The 18669-nt window shown below is 69.3% G+C and carries 12 protein-coding genes; 6 read left to right on the forward strand and 6 right to left on the reverse strand.

Translation table 11 applies throughout. From position 1 onward, the window contains the following. The first annotated feature begins 104 nt into the window (after positions 1-104). The gene (locus VZQ01_RS10925; protein ID WP_426747792.1) at positions 105-1127 is read left to right on the forward strand and encodes a hypothetical protein; all 1023 of its coding nucleotides are present in this window, start codon (positions 105-107) and stop codon (positions 1125-1127) included. Here VZQ01_RS10925 and hemH read toward each other — a convergent pair. From hemH to VZQ01_RS10955, 6 genes are all read right to left on the reverse strand, one after another. Next, on the reverse strand, positions 1075-2166 hold the full coding sequence (gene hemH / locus VZQ01_RS10930; RefSeq protein WP_223747820.1) for a ferrochelatase: 1092 nt from the start codon (positions 2164-2166) through the stop codon (positions 1075-1077). The genes VZQ01_RS10925 and hemH overlap by 53 nt on opposite strands. Beyond that, positions 2166-2552, reverse strand: a complete 387-nt coding sequence (apaG, locus tag VZQ01_RS10935; protein WP_223747819.1) for a Co2+/Mg2+ efflux facilitator ApaG/CorD — start codon at positions 2550-2552, stop codon at positions 2166-2168. The genes hemH and apaG overlap by 1 nt, the downstream gene beginning before the upstream one ends. A gap of 67 nt (positions 2553-2619) precedes the next feature. After that, positions 2620-3570 (reverse strand): TerC family protein, encoded by a 951-nt coding sequence (locus tag VZQ01_RS10940; RefSeq protein ID WP_223747818.1) that lies wholly within the window; start codon positions 3568-3570, stop codon positions 2620-2622. Between the two features lie 123 nt (positions 3571-3693). Then, positions 3694-5832 carry a glycogen debranching protein GlgX gene (glgX, locus tag VZQ01_RS10945; RefSeq protein ID WP_223747817.1) on the reverse strand — a complete coding sequence of 713 codons (2139 nt, stop codon included), beginning with the start codon at positions 5830-5832 and terminating at the stop codon, positions 3694-3696. Beyond that, entirely contained in the window at positions 5829-8930 is a 3102-nt protein-coding gene (treY, locus tag VZQ01_RS10950; RefSeq protein WP_426747793.1) for a malto-oligosyltrehalose synthase, read from the reverse strand. Before treY ends, glgX begins: the two co-directional genes overlap by 4 nt. Positions 8931-9108: 178 nt before the next feature. Next, on the reverse strand, positions 9109-9426 hold the full coding sequence (locus tag VZQ01_RS10955; RefSeq protein WP_223747815.1) for an SWIB/MDM2 domain-containing protein: 318 nt from the start codon (positions 9424-9426) through the stop codon (positions 9109-9111). A 398-nt stretch (positions 9427-9824) separates the two neighbouring features. Here VZQ01_RS10955 and VZQ01_RS10960 point away from each other — a divergent pair, with 398 nt between their 5' ends. The 5 genes from VZQ01_RS10960 to VZQ01_RS10980 all read left to right on the forward strand — a co-directional run bounded on the left by VZQ01_RS10960 (position 9825) and on the right by VZQ01_RS10980 (position 18635). Continuing rightward, positions 9825-10805 carry an NAD-dependent epimerase/dehydratase family protein gene (locus VZQ01_RS10960; protein ID WP_223748024.1) on the forward strand — a complete coding sequence of 327 codons (981 nt, stop codon included), beginning with the start codon at positions 9825-9827 and terminating at the stop codon, positions 10803-10805. Between the two features lie 91 nt (positions 10806-10896). After that, positions 10897-11562: an HAD family hydrolase gene (locus VZQ01_RS10965; protein WP_046711679.1), complete on the forward strand. Its 666-nt coding sequence runs from the start codon at positions 10897-10899 to the stop codon at positions 11560-11562. A 13-nt stretch (positions 11563-11575) separates the two neighbouring features. Further along, on the forward strand, positions 11576-13186 hold the full coding sequence (gene larAH, locus VZQ01_RS10970; RefSeq protein ID WP_223747814.1) for an NPN-dependent hydroxyacid isomerase, LarAH14/15/16 family: 1611 nt from the start codon (positions 11576-11578) through the stop codon (positions 13184-13186). Between the two features lie 8 nt (positions 13187-13194). Then, on the forward strand, positions 13195-17610 hold the full coding sequence (locus VZQ01_RS10975; protein WP_267697574.1) for an AMP-binding protein: 4416 nt from the start codon (positions 13195-13197) through the stop codon (positions 17608-17610). After that, positions 17607-18635 (forward strand): NAD-dependent epimerase/dehydratase family protein, encoded by a 1029-nt coding sequence (locus tag VZQ01_RS10980; RefSeq protein ID WP_223747812.1) that lies wholly within the window; start codon positions 17607-17609, stop codon positions 18633-18635. The genes VZQ01_RS10975 and VZQ01_RS10980 overlap by 4 nt, the downstream gene beginning before the upstream one ends. Positions 18636-18669 lie beyond the last annotated feature (34 nt).

Raw genomic sequence — 18669 nt, forward strand, 5'->3', positions numbered from 1 at the left:
ACTCCACCCGGGCGCGCCGGGGGACACGCGGCCGGGTGACGGACTTGAATGAGGGGTGGGGCTCCGATATCCCGCGTGTACTCCCAGAGGAGCGTCCCCGCGTGATGCGAAGCCTGTTCGGACTGGTCGTCGCCCTGTCGTTGTCCGCCTGCAAGGAAGAACCCCGAGGCCAGCTCGAGCCCATTCCTCGTCCTCCGGGCCTGAAGGACGCCCCCGCCCCGGGAGCCGCGCCCACCGCCGCCGCCCAGCCTCCGGTGGACCCGTCCAAGGTCACCCTCCGCTGGAAGCTCGCCGCGAGCGCCCCCGTCACCTACCACCTGGACCTGGAGCGCTCCGGCGCCGCCCCCGCGCCGCAGGAGGCCGCCGAGGAGACGCCCGCCAAGGGCAAGAAGGGCAAGGGCAAGGAGGAGCCTGCTCCCCCGCGCGCCGCCGCCCCCGCCGCGTCCTTCCCCACCGACTTCACCTACGTGCTGGAGCGCACCAACTCCGGCGACTACCGCCTGCGCGTGCTCCCCGAGGGCAAGGACACCACCGAGGACACGGGCGCGCTGAGCGAGCGCGGCTTCGTGCTCGACGGCCTCCAGGGCATCAACCGCAACATCGCCGCGCTGGTGCTGGAGCTGCCGCTCGCGCCCGTGGGCCCCAACGACACCTGGGCGCTGGGCACGGAGCTGCTCACGCACGACGCGCTGGGTCCCCTGTTCACCACCACCAAGACGGAGCGCCGCAACCGCGTGAAGCTCACCGCGCTCACCCAGGAGGGCGACGACCAGGTGGCCACGCTGGAGTACGACCTGCTCGAGCAGCTCTCCGGCAAGGTGACCAGCCGCCGCGCCCCGCCCGCGGTGCCCGCGCGCGCGGACGACCCGGCCGAGGAGGACGCCGAGCCCGCCGACGAGTCCGCCGGCCCGCCCACCACGGACGCCAGCGCCGAGGTGCGCATCACCGGCAAGGGTGAGTTCCTGGTGAAGGCCGGCCGGTGGCGCACGTGGGAGGGCACCATCGCGTCGTCCTCGCGCGGGCCCTTCCCCACCAACGCCCTGCAGGTGCCGCCCGGCACGGTGAAGCTCAAGCTCACCGCGCGGGAGTCGGTGCCCCCCGCGGCCACGGCGAAGCCCCAGCAGTAGCCGCGCCGTCGGACTCGCGCACCATCCGCACCACCGCGTCCACCCACGTCGGGTGGGCGTTGAGCGAGGGGACGAGCGTCAACGACTCGCCCCCCGCCTCGACGAACTGCTCGCGGGCGCGCATGCCCACCTCCTCCAGCGTCTCCAGGCAGTCGGCGACGAAGGACGGGCACATCACCGCCAGCCGCTTCACGCCCTGCTTCGCCAGCTCCGGCAGCACCAGGTCCGTGTAGGGCTTCACCCACGGCGTGCGCCCCAGCCGCGACTGGAAGGACACGCTGAAGCCGCCCTGGGGAAGTCCCAGCCGCTCGACGATGCCCCGCGTGGTGGCGAAGCACTGGGCGCGGTAGCAGTGCCGGTTGGCGTCCGTGAGCGCGTCACAGCACCCCGCGGACGCGAAGCAGTGCTGGCCTGACGTGTCCGTCTTGCGCACGTGCCGCTCCGGCACGCCGTGGTAGCTGAAGAGCACGTGGTCCGCGCGGGCCTCGGCAATCACCGGCCGCGCCACCTCCGCGAAGGCGTCCAGGAACGACGGGTGCCCGTGGAAGGCCGGAACCGCGCGCACGTTGGGCACGTCCCAGCCGCTGGAGAGCACCTCGTACACGCGCGCCAGCGAGGACGCCGACGAGGACGTGGCCTCCTGCGGGTACAGCGGCAGCACCGTGAAGTCCGACACGCCGCGCGCGCGCATGGCCGCCACCGTGTCGGGGATGGACGGGCTGCCGTAGCGCATGGCCAGCGCCACGTCGTACTCGTGGCCCAGCTTCTCGCGCACCGCCACCTCCAGCGCCCGGCTGTACACGAGCAGCGGCGAGCCCTCCGGCATCCACACCTTGCGGTACGCCTCCGCGCTCTTGGCGGGCCGCGTGGGCAGGATGATGAGGTTGAGCAGCATCCAGCGCCCCACCGGGTGGATGTCCACCACGCGCGGGTCGCTCAGGAACTCGCGCAGGTAGCGCCGCACCGGCCCGCTGTGGGGCGCGTCCGGCGTGCCCAGGTTGACGAGCAGCAACCCTCGCTTGTTCGCGGGCGTGTTCATCAGTGCAGGGCGTTGGGCAGCGTGAGGGCGAACTCGGCGATGCGCGCATCGAAGTGCGAGCCGTCCGGGCGCTCCATGTCGTAGCTGCCGCGCATCGTCCCGAAGGGCGTGCGCAGCATCGCCCAGCTCGTGTACTCGAAGCGCTCGCCCGGGGCCACGCGGGGCTGGCGGCCCACCACGCCCTCCCCCTTCACCTCCTCCACCTTCCCGGAGGCATCCGTGATGACCCAGTGCCGCGCCTTGAGCTGCGCGGGCGCCTCCCCCTCGTTGACGATTTCCACCGTGTACATGAACGCGTACTGCCCCGACTCGGGCGAGCTGCGCTCGGGCCAGTAGGCCGGCTTCACGGTGATTTTGATGCCATCAGTGGTGGCGCTGGAAGACATGCCTCCACATTTGAAGGCAAGGCCCCCGGGTTGCAAGCAAAACCCCGGCGCCCCCCCGCCCCCGGGCTCAGGTCTTGGCGCTCTCCCGGTCCTGACCGGGCTCCGGGCTCTTGGGCCAGATGAGCGAGGCGATGATGGCCAGCAGGAGGATGCCGCCAATCACGCCCAGCGACAGGCCGATGTGGATGTGGATGTCGAAGAACGTGATGAGCATCTTCACGCCCACGAAGGCCAGGATGGCGCTCAGCCCCAGCTTCAGCAGGTGGAACTTCTCCATCAGGCTGGCCACGACGAAGAACAGCGAGCGCAGGCCGAGAATCGCGCACACGTTGGACGTGTAGACGATGAACGCGTCCTGGCTGATGCCCAGCACCGCGGGGATGGAGTCCAGGGCGAAGAGCAAGTCCGTGGCCTCCACCACCAGCAGCACGATGAACAGCGGCGTCACCTTGCGCCGGCCGTCCTCGGTGACGAAGAAGCGGCTGCCTTCGCCCATGCGGGCCACCGGCAGCACCCGGCGCGCGAGCTTGACGATGCCCTGCTGTTCCGGGTCGATCTCCTCGTCCTTGGAGAAGAGCATCTTCAGCGCGGTGAAGACCAGGAAGGCGCCGAACAGGTAGATGAGCCAGTGGAAGCGCGACACCAGCGCCGTGCCGGCGATGATGAGCACCGCGCGCATGACGAACGCGCCCAGGATTCCCCAGAACAGCACCCGGTGCTGGTGCTCGGGCGCCACCCGGAAGTAGCTGAACACCAGCAGGAAGACGAACAGGTTGTCGACGGAGAGCGAGTACTCCACGACATACGCCGTCACCCACTGGAGCGCGGGCGTGCTGCCGGAGAAGTACCAGATGCCTCCGCAGAACGTCAGGCTGATGGTGATCCACACCAGCGTCCAGATGCCCGCTTCCTTGGGCGTCACCGCGTGGTCCTTGCGGTGGAACAGCCCGAGGTCCACGGCGAGCATCGCCAGGACGAAGAGGTTGAAGCCCACCCAGAGCGCGACTTGCGTATTCACGTATGAATCCTGTTTCAGGAACGGCGGGCGCACCCTAGCGGCGGCGCGTCCGGGCGTCGACACTTCCGTGTAACCGCCCAGGCCCCCACCTGGAGGCCCGGCCCACCGTCCCCGCCCGCGGCGCTACTCCGTCGACGGCCGGCGCAGCACCATCAACGAACGCCCCGCGACCTGCACCTTTCCACCCGCCGGTGTGTGGGCGTGCTGGGACTCCTCCGACGTGGACGTGTCCACCACCTGCTCCCAGTCCGCGCCCCACTCGAGCGCCGGCAGCAGGAAGCTGATGGGCTCGTGGTGGGCGTTCATCAGCACCAACAGCGTGTCACCGACAATCCGGTTGCCCTCGTCGTCCGGCGCGGCGATGGCGTCCCCGCCCAGGAGGATGGCGAGCGAGCGCACATAGGGCTTCTCCCAGTCGTCCTTGCGCATCTCCTTGCCGTCAGGCCGGAACCACGCCAGGTCCTTCAGCTCGCTGTCCCACATGTGGGCGCCGCGGAAGAAGCGGCGCTTGCGCAGCACGGGCTGCTCGCGGCGCAGGCGCGTCAGCCGGCAGGTGAAGTCCAGCAGCGCGCGCTGGGTGTCGTCGAGCTCCCAGTTCACCCAGGACAGGGCGTTGTCCTGGCAGTAGGCGTTGTTGTTGCCCTTCTGGGTGCGGCCCATCTCGTCGCCGGCCACCAGCATGGGCACGCCCTGGGACAGGAAGAGCGTGGCCAGGAAGTTGCGCTTCTGCTGCTCGCGCAGGGCGTTGATTTTGACGTCGCCCGTCTCGCCCTCCACGCCGCAGTTCCAGGAGTGGTTGTCGTTGCCGCCGTCGCGGTTGTCCTCGCCGTTGGCCTCGTTGTGCTTGTCGTTGTAGGTGACCAGGTCGTGCAGCGTGAAGCCGTCGTGCGCGGTGACGAAGTTGACGCTCGCGGAGGGCTTGCGGCCCGACAGCGCGTACAGGTCCGAGCTGCCCGTGAGCCGGTAGCCGATCTCCGCCGCCTGCCGGTCATCGCCCTTCCAGTACCGTCGGATGGTGTCGCGGTACTTGCCGTTCCACTCGCTCCACAAGACGGGGAAGTTGCCCACCTGGTAGCCGAAGTCGCCCACGTCCCACGGCTCGGAGATGAGCTTCACCCGGCTGAGCACCGGGTCCTGGTGGACGATCTGGAAGAAGGCCGCGCGGGTGTCGTAGCCGTGCCGGTCGCGCCCCAGCGTGGTGGCCAGGTCGAAGCGGAACCCGTCCACGTGCATCTCTTCCACCCAGTAGCGCAGGCTGTCGGCGACCAGCTTCAGCGCGTACGGATGCGTGGCGTTCCACGAGTTGCCCGTGCCGGTGACGTCCAGGTAGTAGCGCGGGTCCTTCTCCGTCAGCCGGTAGTACGCGCCGTTGTCCAGGCCCTTGAAGGACAGCGTGGGCCCCAGCTGGTTGCCCTCGCAGGTGTGGTTGTAGACGACGTCGAGGATGACCTCGATGCCCGCCTTGTGCAGCGCCTTCACCATCCCCTTGAACTCGTCCACCTGGGAGCCCGGGCCTCCCGGGGCGCTGTAGCGCGCGTCCGGCGCGAAGTAGCCCAGCGTGCTGTAGCCCCAGTAGTTGGTGAGTCCGCGCTCGACGAGGAACGGCTCGTCGACGATGTGGTGGATGGGCAGGAGCTCCACCGCGGTGACGCCCACCTTCTTCAGGTGCTCGAGGGTGGCCGGGTGTCCCAGGCCCGCGTAGGTGCCGCGCAGGGCCTCCGGCACGCGGGGGTTGAGCTTCGTGAAGCCCTTGACGTGCAGCTCGTACAGGACGGTCTGGTGCCACGGCACGCGCGGGTGGGTGTCCCCCTCCCAGTCGAACGTGTCCTCGAGCACCACGGCCTTGGGCACGCCCGCGGCGTCGTCCTGCTTGTCCTGGACCAGGTCCTCGTCCTTGCCGCCCTGGACGTGGCCATAGATGGGCGCGCGGTAGTCCACCTGCCCGTGGATGGCGCGGGCATAGGGGTCCACCAGCAGCTTGTGCGGATTGAAGCGGAAGCCCTTCTTGGGCTCGAACGGCCCGTGCACGCGCAGGCCGTACAGCGTGCCCGGCTTCAGGTCGGGCACGTACCCGTGGAACACCTGGTGCGTGGTCTCCAGGAGCGGGAAGCGGCGCGTCTCGCGCGTGGGCTCCTGTGCGTCGTAGAGGCAGACCTCCACCTTCTTCGCGTGCTCGCTGAACACCGCGAAGTTGACCCCGTGCCCGTCATACGTGGCGCCCAGGGGGAACGGCTTCCCTGGAAGCACCTCGGCCCTCCTCATCCCGTGCTCCTCTCCAGCAGCACCACCGGGAACCGCTCCAGGAGCGGCGCGAGGGGCAGCACCACGCCACCCGCACCACGCTCGGGCCGCACCTGTCGCCCGGTGAAGACATCGCGGAACATCATGCCCGCATATGCCTCGGGAAGGTCCAGGAACGTGTCGGCATAGGCGCCGGAGAGCCCCTGGGGCGACTCCAGGGCCTCCAGCACGTAACGCGGCGCGCACACCACCACGCCCGCGTCGTCCAGCTCGCGCGCGAAGGCCACCGCCGCCTGGGCGCGGGGCCCGGACAGCTCCAGCGCCCGGAAGCCGCCCCGCCGGAACAGGTCCTGCTGACGCTGGCGCAGCCGCAGCCCGTGGGCCAGGAGGAAGAGCTTGGCCCGCCCGTCATCCAGGCCCGCCACCAGCCGCGAGCACAGCCCGGGCGCGTCCTCTCGCGCCTGCGCGTCCAGCTCCTCCAGGAGCCGTGAGCGCAAGGTGAAGTCCACCGGCCGCCGGTTGTCCGGGTCCACCAGGGACAAATCCCACAGCTCGCAGCCCTGGTACGTGTCCACCACGCCGGGCGACGCGAGCTTGAGGACCAGCTGCCCCAGGGCGTTGTGCTGCCCGGCGCGCTCGATGCGGCGCTTGAAGACGCGCACCTCCTCCAGGAAGCCCCCGCCCTTCTCCTCGTCGAAGCACGCGTCCACGAAGGCCGCCACCGCGTCGTCATAGGCGCCGTCCGGGTTGGTCCACGAGGTGCGGACCTTGGCCTCCTTGATGGCCTTGGACATGTACTCGCGCATCCGGCGGTGGAAGTCGGCCCGGGCCTCGGGCGACAGCGCCTCCCCCATGGGCCAGGCGCCCACGAGCGTCTGCAGGAACAGGTACACGTCGTTGGCGCTGGGGGCCGCGCCGGACGGCAGGGCCTGCGCGAACTTCTCCGTCAGCCGCAGCCAGCGGCGCGCGAGCTTGCGCCACTCCTCGGGCAGCTCCGTCAGCACGTTGATGCGCGCGCGCACGTCCTCGCTGCGCTTGGTGTCGTGGGTGCTGGTGGTGAGCTGGCTCGCGGGCCAGTGCTCGGCGCGCTCCTGGTTGCGCAGGTGGAAGGTGGTGGTGCGCGTGCCGAAGCGCTCGGGCTCCCCGCCCACCTCGTTGAGGCTCACCAGCCGGTTGTAGATGTAGAAGACGGTGTCCTCCAGGCCCTTGGCCATGACGGGGCCCGTCACCTGCTGCAGCTTCATGGCGAAGCGCAGCATGACGGCGCGCTCGCGCTCGTCGGACTGGGGCGGGTACTGGCGCAGAAGGATGTCGCGCAGGAAGTCGAAGATGGACGCGTTGGTGGTGGCGTTGCGCTCCTTGGCGCGCTGGATGGTCCACTCCACGTACTGCACGTCGCGCGCGTCCAGCCCCGGCCGCCAGCCGTCCACGTACGTGCGGTACACGGGGAACAGCGCGATGAACTCCACCAGCGCGCGCCTGAGCGAGTTGAGCGTGAAGTCGCGCGTCCTGCGGCTCATCTCCGAGATGCGGTTGAGCTCGTGCGCCAGCACGTTGATCTCACTCGCCATGGACACGCGCATGATGAGCAGCTTCTTCTGGTAGACCAGCTCGGCGAAGTCGCCCTTCTCCCCGGTGAGCCGCTCGTACGTCTCCGTCAGGTGCGGCTCGGCCGCGGGGTGCACGAACACGCCGCTCACCGCGTTGGCGAAGCGGTAGCCGGTGGTGCCGTGCACCGCCCACGCCTCCGGAATGCGCTCGCGGCCGCCCTGAATCTTCTCCACCACCACGTACAGCGCCTTGCGCAGGACGCTGTCCGGAGACTGCGTCACCTCCGCGCGCCAGCGCTCCCTGAGCGCCGCCTCCACGCCCGGCCAGCGCGTGTCGTCCCCGGCCAGGTCCTGGAGGAACAGCGCGTGCGCGCGCTCCACGAAGTAGCGCTCCTGCAGGTCCAGGAAGTACGCCGTCGGGTCGAACAGGCCGTCCGGATGGTCGATGCGCAGCCCGGTGACGCAGCCGTCGCGCAGCCAGCGGAACACCAGCGCGTGCGCCTCCTGGAACACCTCCGGGTCCTCCACGCGGATGGCCGCCAGCCCGTTGATGTCGAAGAAGCGCCGGTAGTTGATCTCCTCCCCCGCCACCCGCCAGTGCGCCAGCCGGTAGCTGCACGAGGCCAGCACCCGGTCCAACAGGTCGAACGAGCGCGGGTTGCCCGGCTCGCCGTTGAAGACGCGGATGTTGTCCTCGATGTACGCGGCGACCTCCGGGCTCTTCTCCACCACCGCGGCGAGCCGGCGCTTGATGACCTCCTTCTCGCGGTGGCGCTCCACGACGCGGGGGCGCTCCACCTCCGTGCGCAGCGGCAGGTGCTCGATGGCGGTGAGGATGGAGAGCAGCTCCACCATGGGCTCGGACTCCGCGCCCAGCTTCGCCTCCAGCCGCTCCAGCCCGTGGCGCAGCACGCGCCCGTATTGCCGGGGCGCCAGCGGCAGCAGGTGGTCGTAGTAGTTCACGAAGAAGGCGCCGTCGCGGAAGGACAGCTTCAGCTCGCCCTTCTCCAGCACCACGCCGTACTGGTCGCCGAGTATCGGCAGCAGCACCTTGTCGCGCAGCTCCTCCTTCACCGGCGACCAGTCGATGTCGAAGTACTTGGCGTAGACGGAGGACGGGCCGTTCTCCAGCACGTCGAACCAGAGCGGGTTGCCGCGCTCGATGCCCATGTGGTTGGGCACCACGTCCAGCACCTGCCCCAGGCCGTGCTCCTGCAGCGTGGCGCACAGGGCCTGGTGGTCCTCGGTGGAGCCCACCTCCGGGTTGAGGTGCTGGTGGTCCACGCAGTCGTAGCCGTGGGTGCTGCCCGGCGTCGCCTTGAGGTAGGGGGACGCGTACAAGTCACTGATGCCCAGGCGGCGCAGGAACGGCACCACGTCGCGCGCCTGCTGGAAGGTGAAGCCCTGATGCAGCTGCACCCGGTAGGTGGACAGCGGCGTCCGGGGGCGCTCGACCAGCGCGTCCTTCACCCGCTTGAACAGGCCCTCGGCCAGGGCCTCGGCGCTCAAGGTGGCACCCGACGAGCCCGTGGGAGCCGTCCCCTCTTCTTCCAATCCGTCGCGGAGCATGGGGCCCAGAGGTAGGGCGCCGTCGCGCGCCGCGCCAGCACCCAGAGCGGCTTCCGACCTCCAGCCAACGCTCCAAGGGCCCGGATTCCCACGAGCCTCGCGCCACAAAAGCAGAGGGCTCACCGGAATCCACCGGAGAGCCCTCGAGATGCAGCCGCCGGGCGGGCCGGCGTCGGGTTCAGCTCAGCTGCTTGTTCACCAGCGAGGTCATCTCGAACATGGTGACGTTCTTCTTGCCGCCGAAGATGGGCTTGAGCTTGTCGTCGGCGTTGATCTGCCGCTTGTTCTTCGCGTCCTGGAGGTTGTTCTTCTTGATGTACGCCCAGAGCTTCTTGACGACCTCGGTGCGCGGCAGCGGCTTGTTGCCGACGATCTCGGCCAGGGCGGCGGAAGGAGTCATCTCCTTCATGAACGACGCGTTCGGCTTACGCTTCGGGGCAGCAGCAGCCTTCTTGGCGGCGGGAGCCTTCTTCGCAGCAGCTTTCTTGGCAGCCATTCGTCTTGAGTCTCCTCCCCTCCGAAGGGGACGTTGTGCGGCCTCGCTTGATTTTAAGCCAGTGCCGGTGGGGCGTAGGTAGCACGCCCAAGCCCGAAAAACAGCCCTCTCCTGCGTTTTTCCCTCGGGAAACGCCCTACGCAACGCGTTTCATGCCCGAGAAACCGGCTCCGCAGCACGTTTTCCCTCGGGGGCGAACCTCACGGACGCGAAAAATGCGCCCGGACGGCCACCGCGCCAGGGTGCATTCCTGCTCGGGAGCGGCCCCCCTTCGTCGCCGCCAGGGCCCGACCATCCGGCCTCCGCGCGATTCGTCGTCCCCCGGGCGCTCGAACGGGCCCGGATGGGAAAACCCCTTGCGGACGAGGTGTACTTTTTCGGATGAAACGCCCATGCCCATGCGTGCCCTCATCACCGGAGCTGGTGGCTTCCTCGGAATCTGGCTGACCCGCGCCCTCGCCGCGCGGGGTGACAAGGTGACGTGCCTCCTCAGGCGGGGCTCGGATGCCTCGGGCCTGGAGGGCATCCCCCACACCCGCGTGGAGGGGGACGTGACACAGGGGGCCTCGCTCGGCCCGGCGGTGGAGGGACAGGACGTCGTCTTCCATCTGGCCGGTGTCCGCCGCGGCGCGACCCGCGAGGACTTCATGCGCGTCAACGCCGAGGGCACCCGCCTGTTGTGCGAGGCCATGGTGGCCTCCGGGAGCCGCCCCCGGCTGGTGCTCGTGGGCTCGCTGGCCGCCATGGGCCCCTCCTCCCCCACCCGTCCCCATGTGGAGGAGGACCCCTTCCGGCCCTACGAGTGGTACGGCGAGAGCAAGGCGGAGGCGGAGCGCATCGCCTTCTCCTATGGAGACCGGCTGCCGGTGACGGTGTCCCGGCCGCCGCGCATCCTGGGGCCGTGGGACCGCGAGAACCTGGCCTTCTTCCGGCTGGCGACGAAGGGCATCCGGCTGGAGCTGGCCGGAGGGCCCCGCCCCCTCACCATGGTGGACGTGGAGGACGTGGTCGACGCGCTCATCCTCCAGGCCGAGCACCCGCGCGCGGTGGGCGAGGCCTTCTTCTGCGCGGGTCCCGGCGAACCCCTCTCCCTGGAGTCGGTGCAGGACCTGGGGGCCCGGGCGCTGGGGCTGTCACCCCGCACGGTGCGCGTGAGCCCCTGGCTGCTCACCACCCTCGCGTCGGCGGCGGACGGCGTGTCGCGCGTGACGGGCCGCAAGCTGCCCCTGAGCCGGAAGATGGCGCGGCAGCTGCTCGCCCCGGCCTGGACCTGCTCGGGCGCGAAGGCCGAGCGGCTGCTGGGCTTCCGTCCCCGAAGGGGGGTGGAGGACGCGGTGCGCCGCAGCGCCGAGTGGTACCGCGAGCATGGCTGGCTCTAGCCGTGCTAGCAGGGTCGGGGCTTGCCGCCCCCCGGCCCCCTCGTTTCGTTGACCTACCCCCCCTTGGAGTGTCAGGAAGCTGCGCTGCCACATGCCCTCGAAAGCCGCATTTTTCGATGTCGACGGGACGCTCGTGAAGACGAACGTCGTCCACGTCTACGCGTACTACGCGATGAACCGGGGCTCCGTGCTCGGCATCGCCGGCAGGACGCTGAGCACCGCGATGAGCGTGCCGCTCTTCGGCGTCATGGACGCGCTGGACCGCAAGACGTTCAACGAGTTCTTCTACCGGTACTACGCGGGGTTGAGCGAGGACCGGCTCGTCACCATCGCGGAGGACATGTTCGAGGACGTGCTCAAGCCGGCGCTCTTCGAGCAGACCCAGGACCTCATCGACCAGGCGCGCCGCAGCGGCTGCAAGGTCGTGCTCGTCACCGGGGCGCTGGACTTCACCATGCGTCCGCTCGCCCGGCACCTGGGCGCCGATGACCTGATCGCCAACAAGATGCAGTTCGTGGGCGGCAAGGCCACCGGCAAGGTGATTCCGCCCATCATCGAGGGCGCCAACAAGGCGAACTCCATCCGCGCCTACTGCACCAAGGAGGGCCTGACCCTGGACAAGTGCCACGGCTACTCCGACAGCGCCTCTGACTACGCGATGCTCGCGGTGGTGGGACGTCCCACCGCGGTGAACCCGGACCTGCGGCTGCGCTCCATCGCGCGCGCCTACAACTGGCCCATCCTCGACCTCAAGTAGCCCCCTGCCCGCCATGCGCCCGTTCAAGACGCTCCAGAAGCTGTACGACGAGGAAAGCCAGGTCGTCATCACCGAGAAGGGCAGCCCCCCGCGCGCCCTGTTCTACGGTGAGGGTTTCCTCCAGGAAGACCTGCCCGTGGGCACCCGGGTCATCTTCCCCCGTCCGCCCATGGCGGGCGTGCCCAACGTGAAGGCCGCCATCCGCTGGGCCATCAACCACCCGGAGGGCATGGAGCCGCTGCACGCGCTGCTCAAGCCGGGCATGCGCCTGACGTGCGTCATCGACGACATCAGCGTGCCCCTGCCGCCCATGGTGACCCCGGACGTGCGCCAGTCCATCCTGGAGATCGTCCTGGAATTGGCCGCGGACAGCGGCGTGGACGACGTGCACCTGGTCATCGCCAACGCGCTCCACCGCCGCATGACGGAGGGGGAGATGAAGCGGATGGTGGGCGAGAAGATCTTCGACGCCTACTACCCGGACCGCTACTACAACCACGACGCGGAGGACCCGGACGGCATCGTGGCGCTCGAGCGCACGGCGCACGGCGAGGAGGTCTCCGTCAACCGCCGCGTCGCGGAGAGCGACCTCATCGTCTACGTGAACGTGAACTTCGTGCCCATGAACGGCGGGCACAAGTCCATGGGCACCGGCGTGTCCAACTACGCGTCGCTCAGGCACCACCACAACCCGAAGACCATCCGGGCGTCGGACAGCTACATGGAGCCGAAGACCAGCGCGCTCTATCGCAGCAACGAGCGCATCGGGCGCAACATCGACAAGCACCTGAAGGTCTTCCACATCGAGACCACGCTGAACAACCGCATGTTCGGCGCGCCCGTGGACTTCCTGGCCAAGCGCGAGGAGGACTACACCGAGGGCGACCGGCTGAAGTTCCAGGCCATGCGCTACGCGCTGTCCAAGATGCCGCGCGCGGCGGCGCGCAAGGTGCTCAACGCCATCCCCGCGCCCTATGACGTCACGGGTGTGTACGCCGGGGCGACGGAGCCCGCGCACCAGAAGACGCTGGAGACCAGCTGGAAGCAGTACTCGGTGCCGGTGGAGGGGCAGAGCGACATCGTCATCTTCCCCATCCCGTTCATCTCCCCGTACAGCGTCAACTCCATCCTCAACCCGCTGCTCGTGCAGGTGATGGGGCTGGGCTACTTCTTCAACCTCAACCGCGGCGTGCCGCTGGTGAAGAAGGGCGGCGTGCTCATCCTGTTGCACCCGGCCTACGACGAGTTCGACCCCGAGCACCACCCCAGCTACATCGAGTTCTTCCACCGGCTTTTGCCGGAGACGCGCGACTCGATGAAGCTGGAGCACAAGTACGAGAAGGAGTTCGCGGAGAACCCCAGCTACGTGCACCTGTACCGCAAGAACAACGCCTACCACGGCGTGCACCCGTTCTACATGTGGTACTGGGGCGAGAACGGCCGCCAGCACGTGGGCAAGGTCATCGTCGCGGGCGCGGAGAACAACCACGTCCCGGCGCTGCTCGGCTGGGACCGCACCGACACGCTCACCGAGGCCATTGAAGAGGCGCGCGGCTTCATGGGCCGCTCGGCCACCATCAGCCTGCTTCGCATCGCCCCCACGGTGATGGTGGACGTGAAGTGAGGACGGACATGTCACCGCTTCCCGAGCTGAACGTCTCCCAGGTCTTCACCGGCAAGCGCCTGCTCTTCGCCGGTGCCACGGGCTTCGTGGGCAAGGTGACGCTGTCCATGCTGCTGCACCGCTACGGGCAGGAGCTGGAGCGGGTGTACGTGCTCGTCCGCAAGGGCAGCGCGGCCTCCGCCGAGCGGCGCTTCTTCGACAAGGTGGCGACCAGCGAGCCCTTCCAGCCGCTGCGCGACACCTACGGCGAGGAGGGCGCGCTCGAGTTCCTGCGCAAGAAGTGCGAGGTCATCGACGGCGACATCACCGACCCCTGGGTGGGGATGGAGGAGTCGCGGGTGGCGGAGCTGACGGGCCAGGTGCACGCCTTCGTCAACTGCGCGGGTCTGGTGTCCTTCAACCCGTCGCTGGAGGTGGGCCTCAACGTCAACACCCACGGCGTGAAGTACGCGGTGGAGCTGGCGCTGCGCTGGGGCGTGCCGCTCATCCACATGTCCACCTCCTTCGTGGCGGGCAACCGCAACGGGCTCGTCTTCGAGGACGAGGAGGTGCGCGGCTACTTCCCGAAGAAGGACGAGCTGGACGGGCGCGACTTCAGCCTGGAGCAGGAGCTGAAGGACGCGGAGCGCATCGTCGCGCGGCTGCGCGAGCAGGCCGATGACCGCGCGCTGACGTCCACCTTCCGCAAGAAGGCGCTGGACCGGCTCGCCGAGGAGGGCCGCGACGTCAACGACGAGAAGACGCTGCGCCTGGCCGTGGGCCGTGAGCGCAAGCTGTGGCTGAGCGGCGAGCTGGTGCGCGCGGGCATGGAGCGCGCGGCGCACTGGGGCTGGCCCAACACGTACACGTACACGAAGTCCCTGGGCGAGCAGGTCATCGCCGCCACGCCGGGCCTGCGCTACGCGATTGTCCGGCCCTCCATCGTGGAGAGCGCGCGGCACTTCCCCTTCCCCGGCTGGAACGAGGGCTTCACCACGTCCGCGCCGCTGGCCTTCGCCGGCATCAAGGGCCCGGGCGGCATCCCCGCCGGTGAGAACACCATCCTGGACATCATCCCGGTGGACCAGGTGGCGGGGGCGACGCTCGGCATCACCGCGCACTCCATCCAGGTGGAGGAGCGGCGCGTGTACCAGCTCGCGTCCGGCGACGTGAATCCGTTCTACGCCAGCCGCTCGGTGGAGCTGGTGGGCCTGTACCGCCGGCGCTACTACCGCAACCGCGAGTCGGGCAACGCGGTGCTCAACTCGCTGCGCTCGCGGCTGGAGCCGCAGCCGGTGAGCAAGCTGGAGTTCGAGCTGTTCAGCGCGCCCATGCTGGTGCGCGGCGCGAAGTTCCTGAAGAAGGCCATCGACGAGGTGCGGCCCGCATGGGGCGCGCCCGCCGTGCAGGCCATGCTGGACAAGGCGAAGGTGTCGCTCGACGGGGTGGTGGACGGCAACGCGAGCCTCATCGCGATGACGGAGCTGTTCCTCCCCTTCCTCTACGAGAACCGCTACGTCTTCCGCTGCGACAACACGCGCTCCGTCTATGAGCGCATGGCGCACGCGGACCGGCTGAAGATTCCGTGGGACCCGGAGCACATCGACTGGCGCGCGTACTTCATGGAGACGCACCTGCCGGGCCTGGAGAAGTGGGTGTTCCCGGGCCTGGAGGAGGAGCGCGAGAAGCGCACCGTCATCCCCGCGCACAGGGATTTGCTGGAGATGTTCGAGGCGACGGTGCACGCGTACCGTCACCGGGTGGCCTTCCGCATGGTGTCGGGCGAGAAGGAGGAGCGCTTCACCTTCGGGGAGGTGCACCGCTACGCGGCGCGCGTGGGCAGCTTCCTGCTCAGCTCGGGCGTGAAGGCGGGAGACCGGGTGCTGCTGGTGTCGGAGAACCGGCCCGAGTGGGGCACGTGCTTCTTCGGCATCCTGCGCGCGGGCGCCACCATGGTGCCGGTGGACCCGGGCCTGAGCGAGGCGGAGGTCATCAACATCGCGAAGCGGGCGGAGGCGAAGGTGTGCCTCATGTCCGAGGACGCGGCGCGAGACTTCCCCGGCCTGTTCGGCGCGCTGGGGGACTCGGTCCTCATCGCGAGCCTCGCGCAGGCGATGACGGGCGACCCGGCGGCCAAGGACGACCGCATCGGCACGGTGCGCAAGTCGGCCTCGGCGGATGACCTGGCGAGCCTCATCTTCACGTCCGGCACGACGGGCACGCCCAAGGGCGTGATGCTCACGCACCGCAACTTCGCCTCGCTGGTGGCGAAGCTCGCGGGCGTGTTCGACGTGGGCGTGGGCGACGGCGTGCTGTCGGTGCTGCCCCTGCACCACACCTTCGAGTTCTCCGCGGGCTTCCTCACCCCGTTCTCGCGCGGCGCGGAAATCACGTACATCGACGAGCTGACGTCGGACCGGCTGGGCGAGGTCTTCGAGACGGGCCGCATCAGCGCGATGATTGGCGTGCCGGCCCTGTGGCAGCTCCTGCACCGCAAGATGACGCAGGAGTTCGCCAGCCGCCCGCCCATCGTCGAGCAGGCCATCAAGGCGATGATGGCCACGCACGGCGAGCTGCGGAACCGGGCGGACATCAACCTGGGCAAGCTCCTGTTCTGGCCGGTGCACCGCAAGTTCGGCGGGCGCATCAAGGTGCTGGTGTCCGGCGGCTCGGCGCTGCCCGAGGAGGTCCACAAGGCCTTCCACGAGCTGGGCTTCAACATCACGGAGGGCTACGGCCTGACGGAGGCGGCGCCGGTGCTCGCGGTGGCGAACCCGGGCAACAAGCGCACGCCGGGCTCGGTGGGCAAGCCGCTCACGGGCGTCGAGGTGCGAATCCTCAACCCGGACAACGACGGCATCGGCGAGGTGCTGGCCAAGGGCCCCAACGTGATGGCGGGCTACTTCGGGGACCGCGAGGCGACGGAGGCCGTCCTCAAGGAGGGCTGGCTGCACACCGGAGACCTGGGCCGGCTGGACGCCGAGGGGCGGCTGTACCTGGTGGGCCGCGCCAAGGACGTCATCATCGACCACAACGGGAAGAACATCTACCCGGACGAGCTCGAGGAGCTGTACCAGGAGCACCCGCACATCAAGGAGCTGTCCGTCGTCGGCCTGCCCGACGAGGCGGGCGGCGAGAAGGTGGCGTGTCTGTGCGTGCCGGACTACGGCGAGCGTCCCCGCGAGGAGGTGCGCCGCGAGCTGGAGGAGCACTTCCGCAAGACGGGCGCGGGCATGCCCTTCTACCGTCGCGCGAAGGTGCTGCGCTTCTGGGATGGCGAGCTGCCGCGCACCTCCACGCGCAAGGTGAAGCGCAAGCTGGTGGTGGAGGAGCTGCAGCGGCTGGAGCGCATGGCGGCCTCGGCCACCAAGGCGCGCGAGAAGGTATCCGCCGCGACGACGACGACGGGCGGCGTGGCCGACTGGCTCTTCCCGCTCATCGCCGAGGTGAGCCACAAGCCGGTGGCGAGCGTGCGGCCGGAGACGCAGCTGACGGGCGAGCTGGGCTTCGACTCGCTGATGCTCACGGAGCTGTCCAGCGCGCTGGAGGCCGCGGGTGTGCCGCTGCCGGCCATCGATGACCTGACGCAGGTGCAGACGGTGGAGGACCTGCGCAAGCTGGTGGTGGCCTCCGGGAAGCGCCCTTCGGCGGAGACGCGGGCGAAGGACATCTCCAAGCAGAACGCGAAGGCGGAGGAGGTGGAGATTCCGGTGCCGGACGTCGTCGCGGACGTGGGCCGGCAGCTGCTCTCCTTCGGGCAGAAGGTGCTCTACGGCGGCGTGTTCGACGTGAAGGTGACGGGCCGTCCCTTCATCCCGATGAACCGCAACTTCCTGGTCATCGCCAACCACGCCAGCCACCTGGACGCGGGCCTGGTGCGGGTGGTGCTGGAGGAGCAGGGAGACCGGCTGGTGTCGCTGGCCGCGCGCGACTACTTCTTCGACACGCCGCTCAAGCGCGCCTGGTTCGAGAACTTCACCAACCTGGTGCCGATTGAACGCCATGGCTCGCTGCGCGAGTCGCTGCGTCAGGCCGGCGAGGCGCTGCGCCAGGGCTTCAACGTCCTCATCTTCCCGGAGGGCACGCGCTCGCCCACCGGCGAGCTGCAGGAGTTCAAGTCCACGCTGGGCTACCTGGCGCTGACGTACCGGGTGGACGTGCTGCCGCTGTACATCCACGGGGCGTTCGACGCGCTGCCCAAGGGCAGCGTGTTCCCCAAGTCGAAGGACCTGAAGGTGAGCATCGGTCCCGCGCTGGGCCACGAGGCGCTGCGCGCGCGCACGCAGGGCATGGCGCGCTCGGAGAGCTACCGCTACGCCACGCGCATCGCCGAGGACGCGGTGCGGGAGCTGCGCGACGGACGGGTGCTGCACCTGGACGCGCCTCCTTCGGTGGACGTGCAGGTCATGCCCGCGCATGACGCGCCGGGAGGGAAGAACTCGTGAAGCTGCTGGTGACGGGAGGCACGGGGTTTCTCGGCGCGCATCTGGTGCCGAAGCTGGTGGCGGCCGGGCACACGGTGCGCCTCATCGGGCGCTCGCGTCCGACGGGGCCCGCCTACGAGGGCACCGAGTACGTCGCGGGGGACCTGAAGGACCGGGACGCGGTGCGCCGCGCGCTCGACGGCGTGGAGGGCCTGTACCACCTGGCCGGGCTCGTCTCCTTCCAGCCGAAGGACGCGCGCAAGATGTTCGAACTGCACGTGGACAGCACGCGGGAGCTCCTGCGTGACGTGCGCGAGGCGGGCGTGAAGCGCGTGGTGCTCGCGTCCACCTCCGGCACCACGGCGGTGTCGAAGGAGGAGGCGGTGCTCGACGAGTCCGCCGACTACCCGCTCACGGTGGTGGCGCGCTGGCCGTACTACCTGTCCAAGATTTACGAGGAGAAGCTGTCGCTGGAGTACTGCCGCAAGCACGCGATTCCGCTCGTGGTGCTCAACCCCAGCCTGCTGATGGGGCCCGGGGATGACCGGCTGTCGTCCACGTGGACGGTGGTGAAGTTCCTCAACCGGGAGATTCCGGCGATGCCGGGTGGCGGCATGTCCTTCGTGGACGTGCGCGACGCGGCGGACGCGTTCCTCCAGGCGCTCACGCGGGGTGAGGTGTACGGCCGCCACCTGATGGGCGTGAACATGACGATGACGGAGTTCTTCCACCGTCTCGAGCGCCTCACGGGTGTCGCGGCGCCCCGGCTCAAGCTGCCCAAGCAGGTGAACATCCTGGGTGGCCACCTGCTGGAGCGCTGGGCGAAGGTGCGCGGCACGCCCGCGCCGCTGGACCCGCAGGAAGTGGAGATTGGCGAGCACTACTTCTGGCTGGACGCCGCCAAGGCGGAGGCCGAGCTGGGCTTCCGCGCGCGGGATGCGCAGGAGACGCTCGCGGACACGGTGAAGCACATCTACGCGAAGCTGCCTCCTGGAAGCCTGCCCGGCACCAAGGGTCGCCTCGGCGAGCTGCGCGACGGGACCTGAGCAACACTCGATATGGGCCGGGACACGGGGCCCG

Source organism: Myxococcus faecalis, assembly GCF_050039385.1.
Taxonomy (GTDB): domain Bacteria; phylum Myxococcota; class Myxococcia; order Myxococcales; family Myxococcaceae; genus Myxococcus; species Myxococcus fulvus.

Bases quoted from the DNA above. Each gene is read 5' to 3' on its own strand.
- VZQ01_RS10925 (WP_426747792.1), top strand. From the start codon at position 105: ATGCGAAGCCTGTTCGGACTGGTCGTCGCCCTGTCGTTGTCCGCCTGC.
- hemH (WP_223747820.1), bottom strand. From the start codon at position 2,166: ATGAACACGCCCGCGAACAAGCGAGGGTTGCTGCTCGTCAACCTGGGC.
- apaG (WP_223747819.1), bottom strand. From the start codon at position 2,552: ATGTCTTCCAGCGCCACCACTGATGGCATCAAAATCACCGTGAAGCCG.
- glgX (WP_223747817.1), bottom strand. From the start codon at position 5,832: ATGAGGAGGGCCGAGGTGCTTCCAGGGAAGCCGTTCCCCCTGGGCGCC.
- treY (WP_426747793.1), bottom strand. From the start codon at position 8,930: ATGCTCCGCGACGGATTGGAAGAAGAGGGGACGGCTCCCACGGGCTCG.
- VZQ01_RS10955 (WP_223747815.1), bottom strand. From the start codon at position 9,426: ATGGCTGCCAAGAAAGCTGCTGCGAAGAAGGCTCCCGCCGCCAAGAAG.
- VZQ01_RS10960 (WP_223748024.1), top strand. From the start codon at position 9,825: ATGCGTGCCCTCATCACCGGAGCTGGTGGCTTCCTCGGAATCTGGCTG.
- VZQ01_RS10965 (WP_046711679.1), top strand. From the start codon at position 10,897: ATGCCCTCGAAAGCCGCATTTTTCGATGTCGACGGGACGCTCGTGAAG.
- larAH (WP_223747814.1), top strand. From the start codon at position 11,576: ATGCGCCCGTTCAAGACGCTCCAGAAGCTGTACGACGAGGAAAGCCAG.
- VZQ01_RS10975 (WP_267697574.1), top strand. From the start codon at position 13,195: ATGTCACCGCTTCCCGAGCTGAACGTCTCCCAGGTCTTCACCGGCAAG.